21 protein-coding genes are annotated in these 22,366 nt (G+C 36.0%); 6 read left to right on the top strand and 15 right to left on the bottom strand.

What is annotated here, in order from left to right; all coding sequences use genetic code 11:
* Positions 1-69 precede the first annotated feature (69 nt).
* The 3 genes from A9G23_RS11435 to A9G23_RS01915 all read left to right on the top strand — a co-directional run bounded on the left by A9G23_RS11435 (position 70) and on the right by A9G23_RS01915 (position 1,170).
* Positions 70-234 carry a hypothetical protein gene (locus tag A9G23_RS11435; RefSeq protein ID WP_176700584.1) on the top strand — a complete coding sequence of 55 codons (165 nt, stop codon included), beginning with the start codon at positions 70-72 and terminating at the stop codon, positions 232-234.
* Positions 204-533, top strand: a complete 330-nt coding sequence (locus tag A9G23_RS01920; protein WP_065586012.1) for a DUF7878 domain-containing protein — start codon at positions 204-206, stop codon at positions 531-533. Before A9G23_RS11435 ends, A9G23_RS01920 begins: the two co-directional genes overlap by 31 nt.
* A gap of 346 nt (positions 534-879) precedes the next feature.
* Complete coding sequence (locus tag A9G23_RS01915) at positions 880-1,170, top strand: hypothetical protein (RefSeq protein ID WP_065586011.1); 291 nt, start codon at positions 880-882, stop codon at positions 1,168-1,170.
* A 122-nt stretch (positions 1,171-1,292) separates the two neighbouring features.
* On the opposite strand, the gene A9G23_RS01910 is transcribed toward A9G23_RS01915, so the two are convergent.
* From A9G23_RS01910 to glmU, 5 genes are all read right to left on the bottom strand, one after another.
* Positions 1,293-1,844: an MltR family transcriptional regulator gene (locus A9G23_RS01910; protein WP_065586010.1), complete on the bottom strand. Its 552-nt coding sequence runs from the start codon at positions 1,842-1,844 to the stop codon at positions 1,293-1,295.
* Between the two features lie 6 nt (positions 1,845-1,850).
* Positions 1,851-3,014, bottom strand: coding sequence for a mannitol-1-phosphate 5-dehydrogenase (locus A9G23_RS01905; RefSeq protein WP_065586009.1), 1,164 nt, complete (start codon positions 3,012-3,014; stop codon positions 1,851-1,853).
* Positions 3,015-3,093: 79 nt separating this feature from the next.
* Complete coding sequence (locus tag A9G23_RS01900) at positions 3,094-4,971, bottom strand: PTS mannitol transporter subunit IICBA (protein ID WP_065586036.1); 1,878 nt, start codon at positions 4,969-4,971, stop codon at positions 3,094-3,096.
* Positions 4,972-5,365: 394 nt separating this feature from the next.
* Complete coding sequence (gene glmS, locus A9G23_RS01895) at positions 5,366-7,198, bottom strand: glutamine--fructose-6-phosphate transaminase (isomerizing) (RefSeq protein WP_065586008.1); 1,833 nt, start codon at positions 7,196-7,198, stop codon at positions 5,366-5,368.
* A 3-nt stretch (positions 7,199-7,201) separates the two neighbouring features.
* Complete coding sequence (glmU, locus tag A9G23_RS01890; RefSeq protein ID WP_065586007.1) at positions 7,202-8,587, bottom strand: bifunctional UDP-N-acetylglucosamine diphosphorylase/glucosamine-1-phosphate N-acetyltransferase GlmU; 1,386 nt, start codon at positions 8,585-8,587, stop codon at positions 7,202-7,204.
* A gap of 141 nt (positions 8,588-8,728) precedes the next feature.
* Between glmU and hemG the strand changes: the two genes are divergently transcribed.
* Positions 8,729-9,262 (top strand): menaquinone-dependent protoporphyrinogen IX dehydrogenase, encoded by a 534-nt coding sequence (gene hemG / locus A9G23_RS01885; RefSeq protein ID WP_218058786.1) that lies wholly within the window; start codon positions 8,729-8,731, stop codon positions 9,260-9,262.
* Positions 9,263-9,427: 165 nt separating this feature from the next.
* Positions 9,428-11,254, top strand: coding sequence for a ribosome-dependent GTPase TypA (gene typA / locus A9G23_RS01880; protein WP_065586006.1), 1,827 nt, complete (start codon positions 9,428-9,430; stop codon positions 11,252-11,254).
* Positions 11,255-11,288: 34 nt separating this feature from the next.
* Here the strand turns inward: typA and A9G23_RS01875 are convergent, their stop codons facing one another.
* Positions 11,289-11,705: an RnfABCDGE type electron transport complex subunit B gene (locus A9G23_RS01875; RefSeq protein WP_065586005.1), complete on the bottom strand. Its 417-nt coding sequence runs from the start codon at positions 11,703-11,705 to the stop codon at positions 11,289-11,291.
* The gene (locus A9G23_RS01870) at positions 11,705-13,417 is read right to left on the bottom strand and encodes a formate--tetrahydrofolate ligase (protein WP_065586004.1); all 1,713 of its coding nucleotides are present in this window, start codon (positions 13,415-13,417) and stop codon (positions 11,705-11,707) included. The genes A9G23_RS01875 and A9G23_RS01870 overlap by 1 nt, the downstream gene beginning before the upstream one ends.
* A 156-nt stretch (positions 13,418-13,573) precedes the next feature.
* Between A9G23_RS01870 and sohB the strand changes: the two genes are divergently transcribed.
* Positions 13,574-14,683, top strand: a complete 1,110-nt coding sequence (sohB, locus tag A9G23_RS01865) for a protease SohB (protein WP_065586003.1) — start codon at positions 13,574-13,576, stop codon at positions 14,681-14,683.
* A gap of 170 nt (positions 14,684-14,853) precedes the next feature.
* Here the strand turns inward: sohB and A9G23_RS01860 are convergent, their stop codons facing one another.
* From A9G23_RS01860 to A9G23_RS01825, 8 genes are all read right to left on the bottom strand, one after another.
* Positions 14,854-15,585 carry a 3-ketoacyl-ACP reductase FabG2 gene (locus A9G23_RS01860; protein ID WP_065586002.1) on the bottom strand — a complete coding sequence of 244 codons (732 nt, stop codon included), beginning with the start codon at positions 15,583-15,585 and terminating at the stop codon, positions 14,854-14,856.
* Positions 15,551-16,063, bottom strand: a complete 513-nt coding sequence (locus A9G23_RS01855; protein WP_065586001.1) for an ApeP family dehydratase — start codon at positions 16,061-16,063, stop codon at positions 15,551-15,553. Before A9G23_RS01855 ends, A9G23_RS01860 begins: the two co-directional genes overlap by 35 nt.
* A complete protein-coding gene (locus A9G23_RS01850) occupies positions 16,063-17,244 on the bottom strand; it encodes a beta-ketoacyl-[acyl-carrier-protein] synthase family protein (RefSeq protein ID WP_065586000.1) in 1,182 nt (393 codons plus the stop codon). Before A9G23_RS01850 ends, A9G23_RS01855 begins: the two co-directional genes overlap by 1 nt.
* A gap of 31 nt (positions 17,245-17,275) precedes the next feature.
* Entirely contained in the window at positions 17,276-17,692 is a 417-nt protein-coding gene (locus A9G23_RS01845; protein WP_065585999.1) for an acyl-CoA thioesterase, read from the bottom strand.
* Between the two features lie 686 nt (positions 17,693-18,378).
* The gene (locus tag A9G23_RS01840) at positions 18,379-18,741 is read right to left on the bottom strand and encodes an ApeI family dehydratase (RefSeq protein ID WP_065585998.1); all 363 of its coding nucleotides are present in this window, start codon (positions 18,739-18,741) and stop codon (positions 18,379-18,381) included.
* Complete coding sequence (locus A9G23_RS01835; protein ID WP_065585997.1) at positions 18,738-20,117, bottom strand: AMP-binding protein; 1,380 nt, start codon at positions 20,115-20,117, stop codon at positions 18,738-18,740. The genes A9G23_RS01840 and A9G23_RS01835 overlap by 4 nt, the downstream gene beginning before the upstream one ends.
* A gap of 557 nt (positions 20,118-20,674) precedes the next feature.
* Entirely contained in the window at positions 20,675-20,932 is a 258-nt protein-coding gene (locus tag A9G23_RS01830; RefSeq protein WP_065585996.1) for a phosphopantetheine-binding protein, read from the bottom strand.
* Between the two features lie 597 nt (positions 20,933-21,529).
* On the bottom strand, positions 21,530-22,249 hold the full coding sequence (locus tag A9G23_RS01825) for a beta-ketoacyl synthase chain length factor (protein ID WP_065585995.1): 720 nt from the start codon (positions 22,247-22,249) through the stop codon (positions 21,530-21,532).
* Positions 22,250-22,366: the final 117 nt, after the last annotated feature.

Here is a 22,366-nt window from a genome sequence, read left to right as displayed (position 1 = left end):
TCAGCTACAAGATCAGCTCAATTCAATACAAATAATGTTTCAGAAATATGAAAGATTGTTAAAGAAACGTTGGATTCTTCAAAAGCAAGTTTTATTCCAAATAATATTGAAGGTTCTTTCCGCGTAGTTGTTGATATGGGGCGCCAAATTGACACAAAAGAGCAAACAAAGATTAAAGTTATTATTGGAAATGATGGAAAAATATGGAATGCATTCCCTGTAAATTCTCACTAGAGATCAATTATACCAATTTGAATGTTGGTAATATAACCCACGGATCTCGGCTTTTTTCTGTGGTTGAAGGTCAATTAGTAATCTATATAAATAATAAAATTATTTTATCAGCAAAAGGAATTTTGCTACTTGAATTAGCAAAACAATTAAAAAATTGGATCAATAATTCTGATAATGGCTTTTATTATGAATCTATGGATTACGAAAAAGCTCCTATTTTATTATTTAGACACATAAGTTTAAATAATTGGCAAATTAGTGGGGTTAGGATGGATAAAATTTATTCAAATATCAAGTAATCGGATTTGATCGTTGCATCTAATAAATTTAATGAAAAATTAATTTCTTATCTAAATTTGAAAAAAATTAATACCGAAGATTTATTTTAATATTTGAGTTTTTTGACCCTATCTAAAATTTTGTGTATTTACCAGTTAAAAGCGACAGTTAATTCTGTCACTAAATTCTATAATTAATTTTTTAATTGCTAATTTTTGCTTAGCATGCATTTTAGTGATCATTATTTTTATGTACCATTGTATTAAATAATGGCTACCTGTTGTATTGCTTATTATGCCATATCTCCTTCTGTTTAAAACATAAAAAACACACTATTTATTTACAAAAAACCGGTCAGGAAACGTATTGATTTTATTTAATTTTTTATTGGTGTTTTTTTGGTTTTCCTGTGCCGGCAAAGAGGGCTTTGACATCACGGTGGGCAACCATACCGACTTAAAAGGGGCGGTGATAGCCTCAGCAGCAAAAGACACGAGCAAAAACAAACTTGACACAGGCACAATCAGCTTTAGTGATATAAAAAACCAAGCGGACTACAAGGTAAGTAGCAGCAGTGCAGGCGTCAACACCCGTGGTATGCCATCAATACCAACGGGTCTTAACAAACAAGCAAGTAAAAACAATAAAAGATTTTAACCAAAGATCAGTAACAAAAAATTTATATTTCTTTTATATAACGCATGCTGTGATAGCTATTTTTAGTTTACTTTATTTATTTTCAGCCGAAATAACAAAAGATTTAGTAAAGGAGTTGGTTATTATGGAAAGTAGTTGATATGTTCTTTATTTATGATGCGTAACGTTAGATCCGTGATAGCAATAATTAACGCTGAGCGTATCATTTGTTGATAGCGGTTTTGGTACATGGAAGATTTTAACGTATCGACAATGCCAGATTGTTTGGCTTTTTCGTGTTGCGATTCCCAGCTTGGTGGTAATACCATATCATGTAATAAACTAATAGGACCTAAGATTTCATCATCTAAATAAGTATATTGCCTGTCATCTTGCTCTAGCTCGTCCAAAATAGCGATCAGCAGTTCTATATCTTCGTAATCTTCACGAGAAATAATCCCCAATACATAAAGCAGTTTTAAGCAAACAGAAGTATCATTGAGTGGTCCATTTTTACCAACTAATGAAGGAATGACAAATTTAATGGCGTGAGGTTCTTTTCGAAAGACTTTAAGAATTAATTTGTTGACATTATCATTGATTAATTTTATGGCAACAGTGAGCAAGCTGTGAATATCAGCTTGCTGGTTGAGTTTTTCTAATATCGTATCTTCTTGTAATATCGATTCTGGCATTAGGTGTTATGTAAATTGGCGATTTTGCATTGTAGTATAAATTTCTTCAATTTGCTTAACAATAGAATTGTTAACATCAATCCCAGCGATTTGACAAAAAGCGTGTTTAACACCTTTGTCAGTAATGAGTTTTGCCAGTTCAACTGCTTGCTCATCATCACTATTACGATAGTTGAGAGCGGCTGCGATACCGATTAGTAAGTTAGTATTTTTAACTTGATACTCAAAAGTACCGAGTAATGGCTTAATTAAACGATCGCCAGCGCCTAATTTACGCATTGGCTGACGTCCAACACGTGAAGTATCATCATGTAAATACGGGTTTTCAAAGCGGTTTAAGATTTTTTCGATATAAGCCATGTGTTTTTGTTCATCAAAATTGTAACGTTTGATAAGGACTAAGCCGCTTTCTTCCATGGCTCCACGAACAATTAAACGAATTTTTTCGTTTAAAATTGCATCGCGAATGGTGCCAAAACCATAATAGAAACCTAAATAAGCCGTAATTGCATGACCTGTATTTAAGGTAAATAGTTTTCGCTCAACAAAAGCCATTAAATTGTCAACGGGCTGCATACCTGCAATGGTTGGAATCGGCCCCACAAATTGCGTTTCATCAACAATCCATTCTGAAAAAGTTTCGACAGTGACTTCTAGAATATTACCTGTTTTTGATGTTGCAGGCGGTACAATGCGATCCACTGCTGAATCGACAAAACCGACATGGGCGTTTGTCCATTGATGCAGTTCTTCTGGTAGTGATTTGAAGATTTCTTGTTTAAATTGGCTTGTACCACGAACCATATTTTCACAAGCAATAATATTCAGTGGTTTGGTGTTGCCTTGTTGATGTCTTGCCATAATTCCTTGCGCAACACTTGAAGCAATGCGCGCTAAAATTTGCGGACCCACGGCGGTAGTGATTAAATCAACTTTGGCAATATAATCGATCACTTCACTAGAGGTACTGTTAATACCATCGACATTTTTGACTATTTCGGTGATAGATTGTTCGCCAACAACATTGACAGGGTATTGATGACGCTGGGTCATTGCATCAATGATTTGTTGATTGACATCGGCAAATGTGACCTGTATGCCGGCATCTGATAGTAATTTTCCAATAAAACCTCGCCCAATGTTACCTGCGCCAAAATGTAATGCTTGCATTATAATAATCCTTAATTAAATTTAATTTTAAAAGTGGTAATGGTTTCCCACTTGTTAAGTGGGAACGATAATTGTGATATTAACTTAAAATAGCAAGTACCTCTTCAATACTTGTTGTGTTAACCAGTTTGGTAATAATGGCTTGATCATCAAGAGCATTAGTGAGTTTTGCAATGACATCAAGGTGTTCATTATTACGTGCAGCAATACCTATTACAATTTTCGCTTGGTCGTCGTCGCCTTCACCAAATTGAACACCTGCTGGGTATTGGCAAAATACGATGCCAGTTTTAATAACGTCGTTTTTTGATTCAATAGTACCATGTGGAACGGCAATCGATTCTCCTAAATAAGTCGACGTTAATTCTTCACGCGCTAACATTGCTTCAATGTAGGCAGGGGTAACATAACCATTATCGACCAATTTTTGCCCGGCAAAACGAATGGCTTCCTCTTTGTTTTTAGCGGTTAGTCCTAAAAAAATATTTTGTTCTGATAATTTAAATAGAGGTGCATTATCAGTGGATTGATTGCTGCTAGCTATTATTTCACTTGCTAAACTACTCGCTTGAGAACTTAAAAGATCCGCAACCAGTTGGCTATATAATTGACTGTCTAAAAAGTTAGTTAATGAAATATGATGTGCGTTTGGCGCATGTTGTTTGGCGCGATCGGTTAAGTCTTTATGCGTGATAACTATGTCAACATCATTGGGCAGATTATTAATTGCTAAATTAGTGACCAAAATATCGAGATCGGCATCTTGTACTTTTTTGCGTAACACACCTGCTCCCATAGCACTAGATCCCATTCCTGCATCACAAGCCACTATGATTTTTTTCACTTTAGCTAAATCAAGTATTCCATTTGTAATACCTTTTGCTTCGTTTTTCATTGCAGAAACATTCGATTTTGCCTCTTCTAGGCTTTTGTCTGTCTCTTTGGTTGTTTTTAATAAAATCGCAGAAACGATAAAAGTAACCGTAGTTGCAGCAATGACAGAAAAAATTACGCCAAGCATAGATGATTTTGGTGTGACAGCAAGAACGGCGATGATTGATCCGGGTGATGCGGGTGAACTTAATCCTGCTCCAAATAATGTTAAAGTAAATACGCCTGTCATTCCACCTAAAATCACCGCAATAATAAGACGTGGATTCATTAATACATAGGGGAAGTAAATTTCATGGATTCCACCAAAGAAGTGTATGATTGCGGCGCCACTGGCTGAACTTTTTGCCGATCCTTTACCAAAGAACATATAAGCGAGTAATAAACCTAAACCAGGACCAGGGTTGGCTTCGATTAAAAAGAAAATAGATTGAGAATGTTCAGCCGCTTGTTGAATACCTAATGGTGAGAATATACCGTGGTTAATGGCATTATTTAAGAAAAGGATCTTAGCGGGTTCAATAATGATCGACGTTAAAGGTAATAAATTATGCTCAACTAAGAAATTAACGGCTATAGTTAATCTACCGGATGCAATAACGACAGCAGGACCAATTGCGAAAAAAGCAAGCAACGCAAGTAGCATACCGATAATACCCGCTGAGAAATTATTGACTAACATTTCAAAACCGCTTTTGATTTTACCGTCTACGGCTTTATCAAATTGCTTTATTACCCAGCCAGCAAGTGGGCCGACGATCATGGCTCCTAAAAACATGGGAATATCTGAACCAACAATGACGCCCATAGTTGTGATTGCACCAACCACTGCACCTCGTTCACCGTGAACTAATTTACCGCCTGTATAGCCAATCAATAGTGGTAATAGGTAGGTAATCATCGGTCCAACTAGCTTGGCAATCGTTTCATTGGGGTACCAGCCTGTTGGAATAAAAATCGCAGTAATAAACCCCCAAGCAATAAATGCGCCGATATTTGGCATGACCATATTACTTAAGAATCGCCCAAAATTTTGGACTTTCAATTTGATGTTTGAGGTTGTCATAATATTCATCTTTCCTTATTGATTGGTATAATCATTATGCAGTTATTGTAGAGGGATTTCGTTATTCGATTCATCAAAAAAAATTGATAAGTGTGATGAATATCACATTGCTAAAACCATTCCATTTTTTATTTTTGTGATTAAGATCACATTTGTAGGTATAAAAAGCACAGTTTTAAGTCCAATAGACTAAAACGCATGTTTTCCTGAGAATTTTTTATAAAATAAGTGATCTTTGCCAAACGCGTTAACAAAGCCTTGCGCCATGATAAAAAATCACTGAAAAACTTATTACATTAAAAATTTTAGTGTTCGTTGATGTTATGTGAAAACTTTAGTTTTGATGATGATATCAAAACCATACCGTCAGTCCTCACATTTAATCTAGCGGAATTTACTCCACGGTAACCGATTTTGCTAAATTACGAGGCTGATCAACATCAGTGCCTTTGAGCAAAGCAACATGATAAGCGAGTAGTTGTGTGGGCACGGTGTAATAGATTGGTGCGGTAAGTTCTTCAATATGGGGTAGATTGATGATGTGCATGGTGTCATCACTGACAAAACCCGCATCTTGCTCGGCAAACACATACAGTTGACCACCACGCGCTCGCACTTCTTCGATATTGGATTTTAGTTTTTCTAGCATTTCGTTGGTTGGTGCCATCACAATCACTGGCATATCCGCATCAATTAATGCAAGAGGGCCATGTTTGAGTTCACCTGCAGCATAAGCTTCGGCATGGATGTAAGAGATTTCTTTGAGTTTTAACGAGGCTTCCATAGCAATTGGATATTCATCGCCCCTCCCTAAGAATAGCGCATGATGTTTATTAACAAATTGCTCTGCTAATTTTTTAATTTGTGGTTCAGACATAAGCACTTGTTCAATGCGGTTTGGCAAGGTTTGTAAGGCGTGGACAATTGCTTGCTCGGTGCTTTGTGCCATATTATTTAAACGCCCTAATTTTGCAACTAGTAGCAATAAAACCGTTAATTGTGTGGTAAAGGCTTTAGTTGATGCAACACCAATTTCAACTCCTGCTTTGGTTAATAGAACGAAATCAGCTTCACGCACGAGTGTTGAGGCAGGCACATTACAGACAGCAAGAGTGCTTAAGTAGTGGTTTTGTTTAGCTAATCGCAAGGCTGCGAGTGTGTCAGCCGTTTCGCCTGATTGGGAAAGGGTAATAAACAGACTATTTTTGCGACGAGCGGGGTTGCGGTAACGAAATTCTGAGGCAATTTCGACATCGCATGGTATACCCGCTAAGGCTTCAAACCAGTAGCGCGCCACCATACCGGCATTATAAGCGGTGCCACAGGCAACAATTTGCACATGCTCTACTTGTTTAAGTATCGCTTCTGCTTGCTCGTCTAGCTCCGATAAATCCACTTTACCATGCGCCATACGACCTTCAAGGGTATTTTTAATCGCATTAGGCTGTTCGTAGATCTCTTTTTGCATATAGTGGCTATAGCCTGCTTTGCTACCCGCATCATATTTTGCATCAGATTCTATACATGGCCTTGTTACTTCATGATGATTCTTGTCTAAGATTGTTACTTTTCGGTGTGTAATAAGTGCGGTATCACCTTCTTCCAAATAGATAAATTGGCGGGTGACAGGTAATAGCGCTAATTGATCGGATGCGATAAAGTTCTCGCCTATGCCACAACCAATAACTAAAGGACTGCCGGAGCGCGTTGCAACTAATATCTCTGGGTTGCGCGTGTCCATAATGACTGTGCCATAAGCGCCTCGTAGTTGCGGGATAGCTTTTTGCACGGCGTCAAATAAGGAGCAATCTTCGGTTGATATAATGTCATGAATTAAGTGGGCAATAACCTCGGTATCGGTTTCTGAACGGAATGGGTAGCCTTTGGCGATCAGCTTTTCACGCAATGGTTCAAAATTTTCAATAATTCCATTATGCACGACAGCAATAAAGCCAGATACATGTGGGTGGGCATTATGTTCAACTGGTTCACCATGGGTTGCCCATCGAGTATGCGCGATGCCGGTGGCTCCTTGTAGTGGATGTTTTGCAATGGCATCTTTTAGTGCTTGCACTTTGCCAACACGGCGAACGCGTTGCAGTTCGCCGTCTGGTGAAATAATTGCCAGTCCTGCTGAGTCATAACCACGATATTCTAATCGTTTTAGGCCTTCTAATAATATTTCAGCAACATCACGTTTAGCGATAGCCCCCACGATTCCACACATAGTTTATTCCTTGTTAATTAACTTTGTTGGTCGTTTCCAACCAGAAAGTTGTTTTTGTTTAACTCGACTTACCACCAATTCGTTAGCATTTACATTATTGGTAACCGTTGTGCCTGCTGCAATGGTTGCGCCTTTACCGACTTTTACTGGTGCAATCAATTGTGTGTCAGAACCGACAAACACATCATCTTCAATAATCGTTTTAAATTTATTGGCACCATCATAATTACAAGTGATAGTGCCTGCACCAATGTTGACGTTACTACCAATTTCGCTATCGCCAAGGTAGCTTAAGTGCCCAGCTTTGGTGGCTTTGCCCAGATGCGCTTTTTTTAATTCAACAAAATTGCCGACATGGGCTTGTTCGTCAAGTCGTGAGCCAGGTCGTAGGCGGGCGAAAGGTCCGATAGTACACTGTTTAGCGATAGTTGAATCTTCAATAATGCTATACGGGCTGATGTTTGAGTTATCATCAATCGTGCAATTTTTTAAGATACAGCCCGCACCAATAAATACGTTATTACCTAGTGTGACATTGCCTTCAATAATGACATTACAATCAATAGTGACATCTTTACCGTGCGAGAGTGTGCCACGTAAGTCAAAGCGATTTGGATCAAGCAGTGTCACACCAGCGAGTAATAAGTGTTGAGCTTGTTGATATTGATACTGCCGTTCTAATGTTGCCAATTGTTGGCGATTATTGACGCCTTCAACTTCAAATGGTTGTACTGGGTGCGAGGTTAATATGTCATAACCATCTTGGTGCGCAAAAGCAATAATGTCGGTTAAGTAAAACTCTTGTTGCGTATTATTGTTGGTTAAACGAGATAACCAATTTTTCAATAATTTACCAGTAACGAGCATGATACCCGTATTAACTTCATTGATTTTTTGTTGCTCGAGGGTGGCATCTTTTTGTTCAACAATGGCAATCACTTTGCCATTTTGGCGTTCAATGCGTCCATATCCAGTTGGGTTATCAAGTATTACCGTCAATAATGCGATGCCTTGTTTTGGTTTGCTAGCAATTAAAGTTTGCAGCGTTTGAACCGATATAAGAGGCGTGTCGCCATATAAAATTAAGATATCTTCATCATCTTGAATATAAGGGATAGCTTGTTGAACAGCATGGCCCGTGCCGAGTTGTTCAGCTTGATAAACCAGTTGCACATGTTGATTTTTAAGTACATCTTCAAGCTGTGCTTTGCCATGACCATAAACAATATTGATGCGATTAGTATTAAGTTGTTGAACTGTATCAATAACATGTTGTAACATCGGTTTTTCGCCGATTTTATGTAAAACTTTAGGTAGGTTAGAGTACATCCGTGTGCCTTTTCCTGCCGCCAAAATAATAGCACTCAGTTTTGGAGGTGAAATTACCATAATCAGTTCCAGTCTGGTTAAATTAGCCTAATACTATAATCAAAGTTTTTAATGAAATCACCACCAATCTTTTAATTTTTATCATAAAAAAAGTAATATTGATATTTACCAAAGGGTTTAACAAAAGAAGGAAGAGATGTTATGAATTCCATGATGAAAGTTTTATTACTCTATACTACATACGAAAAGCAAACACTTAAGATTATGCAACACATCAAAAAGCGACTTAATGGTAAATGTGATTGCGATGTCATTGAGCTGCTACCCAATACTAAAATCGATTTAACACAATACCAAGCAGTTTTATTGGGTTGTTCGATCCGTTACGGTTTTTATAGCAAAGTGATGAAGACGTTTATCGATAACAATTATCAGCAATTAAATAATATGCAGTCGGGATTTTTTGGGGTAAATATGGTGGCGAGAAAACCCAATAAAAATACACCAGAAACGAATTTATATACCAAAAAATTCTTAGCCAAAATAGCATGGAAGCCAACTCTTACTGCGGTTTTTGCCGGTGCGCTTTATTATCCACAATATAATTGGTTTGATCGCAATATGATCCGCTTTATTATGTGGTTAGGTAAGGGAGATACTGATGTAACTAAGCCGATGATTGAATATACAGATTGGACAAAGGTAGATGAGTTTGTCGATCAATTTTATACTTAAATTCATAGTTTTCTGAAACTTCTTTACAAATAAACCAATATTTTCCTAAAGTTATCAAGTGTTCAAGTTCTTTTAAATAAACTTTGTGATATAGATCAACATTTCGGCTAAAAAGGTGTACAATATCGCGCTTATAGAATCTGTCTCCTAATTGGAATTTTAATTGTGATTGAAAATTTAAGAAATATTGCCATTATTGCCCACGTTGACCATGGTAAAACGACCTTGGTTGACAAGTTATTAAAACAGTCAGGTACGCTAGATAATCTACGTGGTGATGATAACGAGCGTATTATGGACTCTAATGCGCTTGAAAAAGAGCGTGGTATTACCATTTTAGCTAAAAATACTGCTATTGATTGGAATGGTTACCGAATTAATATCGTTGATACACCAGGACATGCGGATTTTGGTGGTGAAGTTGAACGTGTTATGTCGATGGTTGATTCTGTGTTATTGCTTGTTGATGCAATGGATGGACCAATGCCACAAACACGTTTTGTAACGCAAAAAGCGTTTGCTTATGGTTTAAAACCTATTGTAGTTATCAATAAAGTCGATCGTCCAGGCGCACGCCCTGATTGGGTTGTCGATCAAGTGTTCGATCTATTTGTTAATTTAGGGGCTACTGATGAACAGTTAGATTTCCCTATCGTTTATGCTTCAGCATTAATGGGGATCGCCGGTTTAGATCATGAAAATATGGCTGAAGATATGACGCCATTATTTGAAGCGATTGTTAAATATGTTGAGCCGCCAAAGGTTGATTTAGACGGTCCATTCCAAATGCAAATTTCTCAACTTGATTATAATAATTATGTTGGTGTTATTGGTATTGGCCGTATTAAACGTGGTCGCGTTAAACCAAATCAACAAGTAACTATCGTTGATAGTGAAGGTAATAAACGAACTGGCAAAGTAGGGCAAGTTCTTGGCCATTTAGGACTACAACGTTATGAAGCTGAAGTTGCCGAAGCTGGCGATATTATTGCATTAACGGGTCTTGGTGAACTCGGTATCTCCGATACAATTTGTGATAATAGCTGCGTTGAAGCATTACCTGCGTTAACTGTTGATGAACCAACTGTAACTATGTTCTTTAATGTCAATAGCTCACCATTTGCGGGTAAAGAGGGTAAATATGTCACTTCTCGCCAAATTCTTGAGCGTTTAAATAAAGAGCTTGTCCATAATGTTGCGCTTCGTGTCGAGGAAACGCCAGATCCCGATGCCTTTAGAGTCTCTGGTCGTGGTGAATTGCATTTGTCAGTACTGATCGAAAATATGCGCCGTGAAGGTTATGAGCTAGGGGTTTCTCGTCCTAAAGTTATCTTTAGAGAAATCGATGGTAAAAAACAAGAGCCATTCGAACAAGTTACGCTTGATATTGAAGAACAGCATCAAGGTTCTGTGATGGAAGCACTTGGTTTACGTAAAGGTGACCTAACAAACATGCTACCAGATGGTAAAGGTCGCGTACGTTTAGATTATGTCATTCCAAGCCGTGGCCTTATCGGTTTTAGAACTGAATTTATGACCATGACCTCAGGTACCGGTTTGCTTTATTCTACCTTTAGTCATTATGATGATGTTCGCCCAGGCGAAATTGGTCAACGTAATAATGGCGTAATGATTTCAAACGGTACAGGTAAAGCATTGGCTTATGCACTATATGGCTTGCAAGACCGTGGTAAATTATTCCTAGGTCATGGTGCCGAAGTTTATGAAGGTCAAATTATTGGTATTCATACTCGCTCAAACGATTTAACGGTTAACTGTCTAACCGGTAAAAAATTAACCAATATGCGAGCATCAGGTACCGATGAAGCAACAACACTTTCACCACCAATCAAAATGTCATTAGAACAAGCATTAGAGTTTATTGATGATGATGAATTAGTGGAAGTGACGCCATTATCTATCCGTTTACGTAAACGTCATTTAACCGAAAATGACCGTAAACGTGCGTTTAGAAGTGGTAATAAAGACTAATTAGTATTAGTGCTATCGTAATACGAAAACCTCGCTATTTAGCGAGGTTTTTTTTGGCTTTTACTCTAGCAATGGCATCGGCTATCGACTTTTTACGATCGGTTATTGTGCTGATCTTGTTTGTGGTTGGCATGGTGCGTGGAAATAAGATTGTTGGTGGCACTAACAGATTATGACCTAATCGCTGTTGCTTTTTCTGAGTTAGCGCTAACTCTTCTGATTCACTCAATACACTGCCTAATGTGCTTAATGTAATACAGTCTGTTGGACAGGTACTGATACAATTACTACACGAGGTACATAACTGTGGCAGTATTGTGTGCAACACTTGCTTGCTGCCGACAATAGCATCGGTTGGGCAAACACGGATGCATTTGCCACAGCCAATACAGCTTTCTTCATCAATAAATGCTTTGTATTCTTGTTTAGTTTGCATAATCACTTCTTGCATTAACTTAAACCTACAATATTACCATCTTTGTCAATATCGATTTGTCTATAAGCTGGGTTGGTGCCTAACCCCGGCATGGTCATTACATTACCAGCATAAACACGAATAAAACCAGCACCTGCAGATATTGCTAAATGACTGATGTCAACATCAAAATTAGTGGGTACATTTTTTAAGTTTGCATCAGCACTAATTGACATCGGTGTTTTAGCAATACAAAGTGGCAAATGATCAAGTTTTAATGCTTCGATCTCTTTGATGTTTTCCAGTGCGGTGGCTGATAAAAAGGCTTCGTTAGCGCCATATTTTTTTACCATAGTTTGAATTTTATCAGCGAGCGGCATGTTGTCTGAGTAAGGTAGTGTGATTTCGCTTGGCATGTCACACGCTTTGATCACATGCTCAGCCAGTTTTTCAGCGCCTTTACCGCCTTGTGTGAAAACTTCGCTCACTTCACAAGCAAAGGCACCATGTTTAACTGCATATTGTTGTAAGAACGCGAGTTCTTCTTCACTATCATGCGGAAAGCGGTTAATGGCAACGATCACTTGTAATCCATAACTTTTGGCATTGTTGATATGCCATGCTAAATTAGCCGCACCAATTTCAAGTAATTCGACATTAGATTCTGAGATTTCTTTCGGAATTGCTTGCCCTGGTTTGATGTTATATTTACCACTGTTAGATTTTAAGCTACGAACAGTTGCAACCAATACCACACATGAGGCTTTGATCCCTGTTTGGCGGTATTTAATATTGAAGAATTTTTCCATGCCCATATCCGAGCCAAATCCTGCTTCAGTCACAACATAATCGGCAAGTTGCAAAGCAATGCGATCGGCAATGACAGAGGAGTTGCCATGAGCAATATTGGCGAAAGGTCCGGCATGAATGAGTACAGGCGTATTTTCAACTGTTTGCATCAGATTTGGGTTAATTGCATTTTTTAGTAGCACTGTCATGGCACCCGCAACTTCAAGTTGTTCTGCGGTTATGGCTTCGCCTTGAGTATTATAAGCTAGAATAATACGGCCAATGCGCGCGCGCATATCATGTAAATCTGAGGCTAAGGCTAAAATAGCCATCAGCTCTGACGCTGCGGTAATTTCAAAGCCATCTTGGCGCTCAATACCATTAACACCACCGCCAACACCAACAGTGATTTTACGAAGTGCACGATCGTTATGATCTATCACGCGTTTCCATACAATACGATTTACATCGATATTTAAACGAGGCAATCCCGTTTGTGCGGTAAATTCATTGCCTAAACGTTCTTCATGATATAGGCGCGAATCCAATGCAGCCGATGCCAAATCATGAGCTGCGGTAATGGCGTGGATATCACCCGTTAAATGCAGATTTAAAGTTTCCATAGGTAATACTTCGGCTTGACCCCCGCCAGCAGCGCCACCTTTAACGCCAAATACGGGGCCTAAACTTGGTTGACGAATACAAGCAATTGCCGATTTACCAATATAATTTAGTCCCTCACTTAGCCCGATTGTATTCACTGTTTTACCTTCACCAAGAGGAGTTGGTGTGATAGCGGTAACTAACACCAATTTGCCGTTAGTTTTTTTGGGATTAGCTTTAAGTATGGATAGATCGATTTTTGCCACATGTTTGCCATAAGGCAGGACAAATTCTTCAGGAATATTACATTGCTTAGCGATTTCGGTAATTGGGCGTAATGGCATACGAGTTCTCATTTAACAATAAATTGGGTTATCAGTATAAATAATTTAATTTGCCGAATAAAGCGACAATTATATCTTTATTGATTTTCGGCACAATTCGCAATTATCTTGTTATAATATTTCAATACATTCAATCAACGTATATTTAATCAAAGGATAATAAATTAAATGAATTGGTTTTCTGAGTATTCACTTTTTTTAGCTGACACGGCTACAGTTGTTATTGCAATTTTAGCAGTGCTCATTTTTATATTAAGCCAACGCCGTAAGTCAGCAACGGTGGCAGGGCGTTTATCGGTCAAAGATATTAGCCAAGAATACGAACAAGTCAAAGACGATCTGTTAATGTCAAGCATGGATGAGTTAGAAGCTAAACTGTTTATGAAAGATCTTAAAAAACAGAAAAAACTCGAGAAGAAGCAGGCAAAGTTAGCGGCTAAACAAAAAAAGAAACAAGCTAAGAAGCAAGAAAAATTAGCAGAACAAACAGCAACAAATAATTCTGAGAAGTCAGCTGAGAGTAATACAAACCAACAAGTAAAACCTAAATTGTTTGTGTTGTCTTTCAATGGCAGCATCAATGCACATGAAGTTGAAGAATTACGCCAAGAAATCACAGCAGTATTAGCGGTTATTAAACCAGAAGATAAAGTTGTAGTTAAACTTGAAAGCCCAGGTGGTGTAGTCCATGGTTATGGGCTTGCAGCATCACAGCTGTTACGATTTAGACAGCGTGATATTCCTTTTACTGCGGTTGTTGATAAAGTCGCGGCCAGTGGTGGATATATGATGGCTTGCACCGCTAATAAGATTGTGGCGGCGCCATTTGCGATTGTGGGGTCAATAGGTGTAGTTGCACAAATTCCTAACTTTAACCGTTTATTAAAAAAACATGATGTGGATATTGAGTTACAAACAGCAGGTGCGTATAAACGTACGTTAACCATGTTTGGAGAAAACACTGAAGAAGGTCGCCAAAAATTCAAACAAGAATTAGAAGAAACTCATCTTTTATTTAAAGATTTTGTTAAAGAGTATCGCCCAAATGTGGATATCGAACAAGTTGCAACTGGTGAGCATTGGTTTGCAGCGCAAGCCAAAGATAAAGGCTTAGTTGACGAAATCAGTACCAGCGATGACTTTATTTTATCTCATTTAGAAACACATAAAATTATCTCGGTCCGTTATCAACGCCGACAAAAATTATCGGAAAGAATTTCAAAAAACGTCGTAAAAAGTGTCGAAAGATTGTTTTTTAGACAAGAAAACGGGCTGTAATAGCCTGTTTTGTTACTAAGGTAGATAGGGCGATTGTTTTAGATTTGATTTTTGTGAACTTATATACAGGCAGTCATAATTAACTGCTGTATATCGTTGTTATTTAACTAGTCTAGAATCATTTGATGCTAATTGGAGTATTTATTCCACCAGATGCTGGATCAATTTATTTATATCATCCCTCCGTTGATTGAAATGACTTGGCGTGTTATATATCCCGCTAAATCAGACATCAAATAACTTGCTAGTCCTGCTACTTCATCTACTTGCCCCATACGTTTTAATGGTATTATTTTCATTGCCTCTTGTAATACAGTAGGTTCCATATCTAAAATACCGGTATCAATTAAACCTGGTGCAATACAATTTACCGTGATCTTGCGTTTTGCAAGCTCAAGTGCTAGAGCTTTGCTTGCTCCAATTAACCCGGCTTTTGCTGCACTATAATTAACTTGTCCTCGATTACCGATCAGACCAGAAACTGAAGATATAACAATAATTCGTCCACCGTTACGAAGTCCTATCATTGGCATAATGCAAGGATGCAAAACATTATAAAAACTGTCAAGATCGGTATGGATGACATTGTTCCAATCATCTTCTGTTAAAGCGGGGAAAGCACCATCACGAATGATACCTGCATTATTTACAACACCATAATATGCGCCATGAAGTTTGATATCAGTTTCAATATTTTGTTGACATTGTACGCGATTGCTGACATCAAATTGTACTAATCGAGCTGAGCCTCCTAATTGTTCAATAGAGTTTTTTGTATCAATCGCACCTTGTTTATCACTATGGTAGTGGACTGCAATTGCAAAACCATCTTGCGATAGTTTGCAAGCAATCGCTTTGCCAATTCCTTTACTGGCGCCAGTTACCAGAATTGTTCGTTTCATTTTTTTCTTCTCCTAATCGATTTTGGCCAAATAAATAATCTATTTCAGTTTGATCGGGTTCATAAACATTGAGTTTTCCTGAAACGACACATTGTTCATTGATCTTTATTTGACAATCAAAAATAGCTAGTTTGCTATCAAAAAGAACTAAGTTTGCTTGAATAATTAAATCGCTCTCGTGAGGAAAGGTTGGTAGTGAGGTTTTTATGGTTCTTCCCCCTAATAACATACCTAATTGTGGTTTTTTATTGTTAATAATACCGTGGTAACCATTCCATACACCAATGGTTTGGGCCATTAATTCAACAGCATATAAATTAGGCAAAGCATTATCTTCATTTAAAAAAGGTGCCAAAATACCATTTTTATTGACTTGAACACTACAGATGCATTGTTCATCATCAATTAAATGAACTTTTTCTAACATGACCATAGGTTCTTCATGTGGTAAATAGTAAGTCGCTGGATAATATTGCATTATATTTTCCCAATAATTAGAGATGCATTGCTACCACCAAATGCAAAAGAATTTGACATGACTACAGGGGTATTTAAGATCATGCGATTTGTAACAATATTGATTTTATCGAGAGTTTCATCAAATGGTGATGTTGAAAAATTTTGTTGTGGTAAATAAATATCTTGGTTAAGTAGTAGAGCACTAATGGCTAATTCTGTCGCTGCAGCACTACCTAAAGTATGTCCCGTTAAATGTTTAGTTGAGCTGCATGGTGGTAAATTCTGATTGAATAGGCGATAAACGGCTTTACTTTCTGCAAGATCATTCAATATAGTTGCTGTGCCATGAAGGTTAATATAACCAATGTCTTTGGTCGTTAATTTAGCATCATCTAACGCTGCCTGCATTGCTTTTTCAGCCCCTAATCCTTCAGGATGGGGAGATGAAATATGATATGCATCGGATGATTCGCCAGCGCCCAAAATAGCGATATTGCTTGTTTCATCTTTGGTGAGTAAAAATACAGCACTTGCTTCACCAATATTTATTCCATTTCGATTTTGTGCAAAGGGTATACATGGGCTTGTAGAAAGTGATTCAAGTGCATTAAATCCATTAATTGGCATTCGGCTTAGGCTATCAGAGCCCCCAACAATTGCTGCATCAACTATTCCTGATTCTATCAATCTTTTACCACTAATAATTGCTTTAGCACTAGATGTGCAGGCCGTTGATATTGTGTAACTAGGACCTTTTAAATCAAGTAAAGCGGTTAAAAAACATGATGGATCGCCTAATTCTTGTTGATTATAAGAAAAAGTAGACAAATGGCTATTTGTCTGTAAGTAATGTTTTAAATTGACATCCCCTTCAGCAATGCCCGAGGTACTAGTCCCCATAATAATTGCTATTCGTTTATTTCCATAGCGTGATATAGCGTGATCAATTTCAGTTTGGATTTGTAAGTAAGCGCTATACAGTAATCGGTTATTGCGAGTTGCGTATTGTGATAAATGTACGGGTAATTTGGGTAAATCAGATTTGACTTTTCCTAGCCAAGTTTTTTGGTTGTTGAGTAACCAATTGTTTTCTTCAATTAAGCAGTGCGGTGCACAATACTGTTTAGTTAGATTCTGTCTAACTTCATTTAGAGAATTACCTAAAGTATTGATTGCCCCAAAAGATGTAATATAAATCATTTATTTTGCATCCATACTTTGTATTGCAATTTTATAATCTAATTAGTTCTAAAAGAAACGAAGGTGTAACAAAACTCATTTTGTGGGTTGATGTTGACACAGCTACTTGAATTGTGTAGCCAGATGTTATTTTTTTACCTGTTAAACTATCTATTATTGTATAACTGATTTTTATGCGATGTTCATACTCTTCTAAGGTTGCAACAATTTGCAAGGTCTGTTCAGCCAATGATGGTGCAATATATTTCACTCGTGCATCAACAATAGGCCAAATATAACCTGACTCAATCATCTGCTTGTAGCCACAATTGAATTTCTGGAATAAAGCCTCTCTAGCTTTTTCAAAAAATTTTAAATAGTTACCGTGCCAAACGACTCCCATTGCATCTGTATCATGGATTGAAGTGGTATATTCGATAGTTGCACTATGTTTAAAATTATTTTTCATCTTTATCTATATCCTTATTTACGTTATTTGACGTCAGTGAGCTAAATCGCCAGAAATTATAATAGTTAAACCAATCCAGAGGAGAAATAAGACATTAATGTTCTAATTTTTTACATGATCTTGTATTATTTTATTCAGTTTATCTTGACGATTTTGTCTTGGCAACCGAATTTTATCGGAAAAAAGTTTAAAATAATCTTGAAAGCGCCCTTTAGTTTTTGACCCCAAATTAAATAAACAGAAAACCTAAAACTGGAGATAAAATAAAAGAAGCCTTTAGATAAGGTGAAAAGTTACTTAGTAAAAATATGTTATATATTTAGATATTAATCGATTTTTACGCACAAAATCATCAGTGGTAGGCTAGCCCAAAGTTTAAGATATCAGCTGATGAGTTGTGATTGTTCCAGTACCTGTTTAACAAATTTTGGCTATTATCTTGCTCGTCAGCATCTATTTGTCTTGTATTCATGAAGTCTAGGGTATTTGCTAAGTATAATAGTGTTTTTCAAAGATATAAGCCTGAGTCATGTTCAAGTTTTAGTATTGTATTAGTAAGACTACCATCATCAATTAAAATCTATTTTAACTGATAAGGTTCATATTTTTCAGAACGGTAGGTAAATCTTCACTATTACAGTAAGATGAAATAATAAAATAATAGTTAGCGAGTAAGGGCAATTATGTTAATGGCATAATGTAAGCGTCCCTGTGCTTGCTACTTTATTTCTGTTGTTTGGTAAGATAAAAGTATAGATAAATTCTAATTTTTTTATTTTTTCATGCCATGTTAGGTGTAACATAAGGCGATCTTCGGGAATAACTGGACACTGAAATTTGATTACATCGACGGATAATAAACACAATGAGTCGTCAAAATATTTTTGTGTGTAATAAATTACCCAGTTAAGCTGGGCAACTCCTGGTAATAAAGGTTGCGATTTAAAATGACCTTCAAACCAAAAAAGATCAGGTGATATAGTTAGTTCAATATTAGCAGAGTTGTTACTAATATTAATCGTCTTTTCCTTTGCAAATTTTTTTTTCATTGTTTTTTCGGTGTATCAAATAATATTTTTAAATCAATATAAGAACATTTCCCTTGAGAGTTTTTGGGTAAAACGTCAACAAATCGCCATTTTTTAGGCATTTCGATCAATGATAATGTATCTTTCAATAAAAGTCGAAAATATCGTGTTAATTCGAAATGGCTATATTGTTGTAACAGCTGTTTGTAAGAGGAAGATAACTCAATAACAGTACCAAGTATAGTTCGATTATTCTGTTCTAGTGGAATAACAATAGCTTGAGCTACTTCATCAAATTGATTAAGTTGTTTTTCAATGAATGTTAGTGATACTCTGTTCTCTGATATTTTTATAATTTTATCTATTCGTCCGTTTAAATAAAATTGTCTTTCATTCAGTTTCTTAATTTCATCATTTAAAGGTTCAGGTTGGGGTAATAAAGGAGAATTTAATAAAGGTGATTTTGATTGGTTATATTCTATACGAATTAATGAAAATAATTGCCAAGGTGTATCGGCTTGTGTTTGTTGTCGAGTTGCAATAATACCTGTTTCGCTTGAACCATATATTTCATTAGGTAATACACCGTAACTTTTTCGGCATAATTGAGCTTCTTCATAAGTCAGTTTACCACCAGATGAAATTACTTTATCACAATTTATTGTTGGTAATTTATCATCTAAATTTTTGATAATTGATGGTGTTGTGATGTAAATGATTTTTTTATGGCTATAAGTGGTTAGCTGTTCTTGATAAAGTACTGGTTCACAAATAAATGGAATTTTACAACTAAGAGGCAGCATTATTTTGAATGTTAAACCATACATATGGTGATGGGAAACTGATGCAACAAATAGATTATTCTTAAATTTCCCCCAGTCGAATTCCAGCATCTGAATCTCTAATTCAAGTTGAGAAACTGATTTTTCAATTGGTTTTGGTATTCCAGTTGAGCCAGAAGTAAACAGTGTTAATGTGTGGTGTTTAAATCCTGATGTTATTAATTGATGTTCTGTAATTATATTGTTTTTATCAATTTTATTGATGTCGATGAATTGTTTGTCTAGAAACTGTTGTTTAGGAAATTTGATATCATCGATTAATAGAGCATCATAATGATGTTTCATTTCTTTTTGGTAAGGATTTATTAAGATTGGCTGCTTATTAGAATAGAAAAGCGCCAATAGTCCTGCAATAAAATTAAAACTATCTTGCATGTATAATGCCCAATATTTGTTAGGGTGATTATTTAATGCATTAGTTATGTTTAAAACTTGTTTCTTTAATTCGCCTATCGTTAATGATTGGTTATTTCTAAATGCTACAATTTCATGTTCTGGTCGTAATAGTTGTTTTGATAGTAATATTAGTCTTGTACTTCCTGATGTATTGACCATCTTCCCCCCATAAATACACCAATCAAAATATAGCTCATTAAACGTTATAATAATCCGCTAGTTTATATATTGTTTATCAGATAAGTTATCAAAGCTATAGAACCATTGAAAATAAACACCAACTCATTAATACTAAAGATAAACTTATACAAGCAATAAGTTTCACCGTTCAACGAATATTTGAAAATAGATTTGGTAAAGTTATTAACCATAAAACAAAAGAAAAAACTAAATCACAAATAGCTAAATTAACCCGCTATAGCGTAAAGATAAGCAAATTATAAAAGGATAGCTGACAAATAAGGTATTCATCATGATATTAATTATCTACTTATCTTTATTTATATTCATTATTTAGTTTTAACTATATCAACAACACTTTGTACTGTTCTGGCAGATTCGAAAGCTTTTAGATCAACTTTTTTATCAATCTTTGTTCTGAAAATGCGCAAGTAAATTAACAGTATCAATGCTAGTAAGATCTGCTTCTTCGATGAGGTTTAGACTCGGGTTAATATCTTCTGCAGTTACTTCAAAAAGTTGTTGTTATGTCTATTTTATTTTTGTTGTGATGATATAAAATTAGCTAATGATTGAATTGAGTAAAACGCTTTTTTTGTTGCCTCACTTTCTTCTGCTAGAACGATCCCATATTTGTTTTTAATAGCAAGCCCAAGTTCTAAAGCATCAATTGAATCTAGCCCTAATCCATCACCAAATAATGGGGCTTGAGTGTCAATATCATCTGGAGTAATAGATTCTAAATTTAGTACATCAATTATGAGGGTTTTAATTTCTTTATGTAGTTTTTCCATTAGTTTTCCTTTTTCACTGAAGCTGTTTTAATTTATTCTTATTTTAGTAAATACTAGGACAAATTCCTTACTAATCATCTTATAACTCCACTAGTATTTGGGCTAATAACATCAGCAATTGAAATTTTTCCCAGCAATAATATTAAAACAAGCTTTACTATTAAACAACTTTTTATTGATATATATTGCCATTTTTTTAAAAGATAATGAGAAGCAAATTTTAGATGAATGATCCGCATTTCTACTTGGCAACGCAATGTTATATTATCTTTATCTATTTGTAATTTAATATTTTTAGATCTGTTTCTTGGCGGATTGGAGTGAGTTAATCTTCGGCTACCATTTTGCCAATATTTGTTGGCTCTGCAGCAATATTTGTTTGATTCAGCGTAAAATGTATCCCTCAGTTTTTATGATACGGCTGATAAAGATATTGTTGAGATGTTCGCTTTTCATTAAGCAATCAGAACGTGATCAACTTCAAGTAAAGGAGGATTTGCCACAAACAAATTAATTTATCTTGTTTGATTTTTACCAAGTCTAAATCAGTAACCCATAAATGCCAGCATTAGTTTAGATTATAAGTGATATTTTTCGCTACAAATTTAGTGTCCATTGCCAATCTTGAGCATTTCCTGGTATGATAAATTTTCTTTGTTTATTCAAATAAGCATGTAAAAAAGCAAGAGATTGCGGATAATCAGCTTGATAAATATTGGATGTTTTTTCAATACTTTGGCAATTAACTTCATTACCACTTGTTAATATGTATCCAACAGCATAAATAGGAACGAATTGTTTTACATCCGTTCGATAAGGCTCAGGGATAACACCATCAAAGTCTATCAATAGTACTTTTTTATTTTTTTGGCATAATATAGGTAATGCTTCTATTAATCCTTGCTGAAAGCTATCACTATGTGCCGATAACGAAGTGATAGGAACTGTTTGATTGGCAATGATTGTTAGTAATCCAGCAGTTGTATTATGAACTGACAGGGCAAAATCAGTAGGAGAAATTTCACTATTTTGGCTAAGCGCAGATAGTATTTTATAAGTTCTTTCTAATTCACCATGTCTACTAGTAAAAATGGCTAAATCAACGCTGTTATTGTTTATAAGTTCAAGACCGACTTCAACGGCTAAGCGCGACGATGTACTCATTCGACGCGCTTGCATCATAGGCAGTTTATTCAACTTGGGTATAGGTAAATCCCAATCATGTTCTAATTTTTGTGACCACATAGCCCAATCATCTTTATTAGATAATCCTGGGGATAAGGCAAACCAATTTTTAATAGAAAAAGAAAAATTCATTTTATTAATATTTTTTAATTAACTCTTTACTTAACAATATTTTGTAATATTATTTATAATAAATTTACTTAAATATACAATACATTAAAAATTCAAAAAGGCAAGAGATTGACTGAA

The sequence above is a fragment of the Gilliamella sp. App4-10 genome (assembly GCF_001690495.1).
Taxonomy (GTDB): Bacteria; Pseudomonadota; Gammaproteobacteria; order Enterobacterales; family Orbaceae; genus Gilliamella; species Gilliamella apicola_G.
Note: the sequence above shows the minus strand (reverse complement) of the source record. Positions and strands in the feature narration are given on the sequence as shown.

Excerpts from the sequence above, each read along its gene's own strand:
- A9G23_RS01900 (WP_065586036.1), bottom strand. The coding sequence starts at position 4,971 with ATGACAACCTCAAACATCAAATTGAAAGTCCAAAATTTTGGGCGATTC.
- A9G23_RS01825 (WP_065585995.1), bottom strand. The coding sequence starts at position 22,249 with ATGAATTTTTCTTTTTCTATTAAAAATTGGTTTGCCTTATCCCCAGGA.
- A9G23_RS01910 (WP_065586010.1), bottom strand. The coding sequence starts at position 1,844 with ATGCCAGAATCGATATTACAAGAAGATACGATATTAGAAAAACTCAAC.
- glmU (WP_065586007.1), bottom strand. The coding sequence starts at position 8,587 with ATGGTAATTTCACCTCCAAAACTGAGTGCTATTATTTTGGCGGCAGGA.
- A9G23_RS01920 (WP_065586012.1), top strand. The coding sequence starts at position 204 with ATGGAATGCATTCCCTGTAAATTCTCACTAGAGATCAATTATACCAAT.
- glmS (WP_065586008.1), bottom strand. The coding sequence starts at position 7,198 with ATGTGTGGAATCGTGGGGGCTATCGCTAAACGTGATGTTGCTGAAATA.
- A9G23_RS01855 (WP_065586001.1), bottom strand. The coding sequence starts at position 16,063 with ATGCAATATTATCCAGCGACTTACTATTTACCACATGAAGAACCTATG.
- A9G23_RS01905 (WP_065586009.1), bottom strand. The coding sequence starts at position 3,014 with ATGCAAGCATTACATTTTGGCGCAGGTAACATTGGGCGAGGTTTTATT.
- A9G23_RS01850 (WP_065586000.1), bottom strand. The coding sequence starts at position 17,244 with ATGATTTATATTACATCTTTTGGGGCAATCAATACTTTAGGTAATTCT.
- A9G23_RS01845 (WP_065585999.1), bottom strand. The coding sequence starts at position 17,692 with ATGAAAAATAATTTTAAACATAGTGCAACTATCGAATATACCACTTCA.
- A9G23_RS01830 (WP_065585996.1), bottom strand. The coding sequence starts at position 20,932 with ATGGAAAAACTACATAAAGAAATTAAAACCCTCATAATTGATGTACTA.
- A9G23_RS01840 (WP_065585998.1), bottom strand. The coding sequence starts at position 18,741 with ATGAAAAAAAAATTTGCAAAGGAAAAGACGATTAATATTAGTAACAAC.
- sohB (WP_065586003.1), top strand. The coding sequence starts at position 13,574 with ATGAATTGGTTTTCTGAGTATTCACTTTTTTTAGCTGACACGGCTACA.
- hemG (WP_218058786.1), top strand. The coding sequence starts at position 8,729 with ATGAATTCCATGATGAAAGTTTTATTACTCTATACTACATACGAAAAG.
- A9G23_RS01835 (WP_065585997.1), bottom strand. The coding sequence starts at position 20,117 with ATGGTCAATACATCAGGAAGTACAAGACTAATATTACTATCAAAACAA.
- A9G23_RS01875 (WP_065586005.1), bottom strand. The coding sequence starts at position 11,705 with ATGCAAGAAGTGATTATGCAAACTAAACAAGAATACAAAGCATTTATT.
- A9G23_RS01860 (WP_065586002.1), bottom strand. The coding sequence starts at position 15,585 with ATGAAACGAACAATTCTGGTAACTGGCGCCAGTAAAGGAATTGGCAAA.
- A9G23_RS01870 (WP_065586004.1), bottom strand. The coding sequence starts at position 13,417 with ATGAGAACTCGTATGCCATTACGCCCAATTACCGAAATCGCTAAGCAA.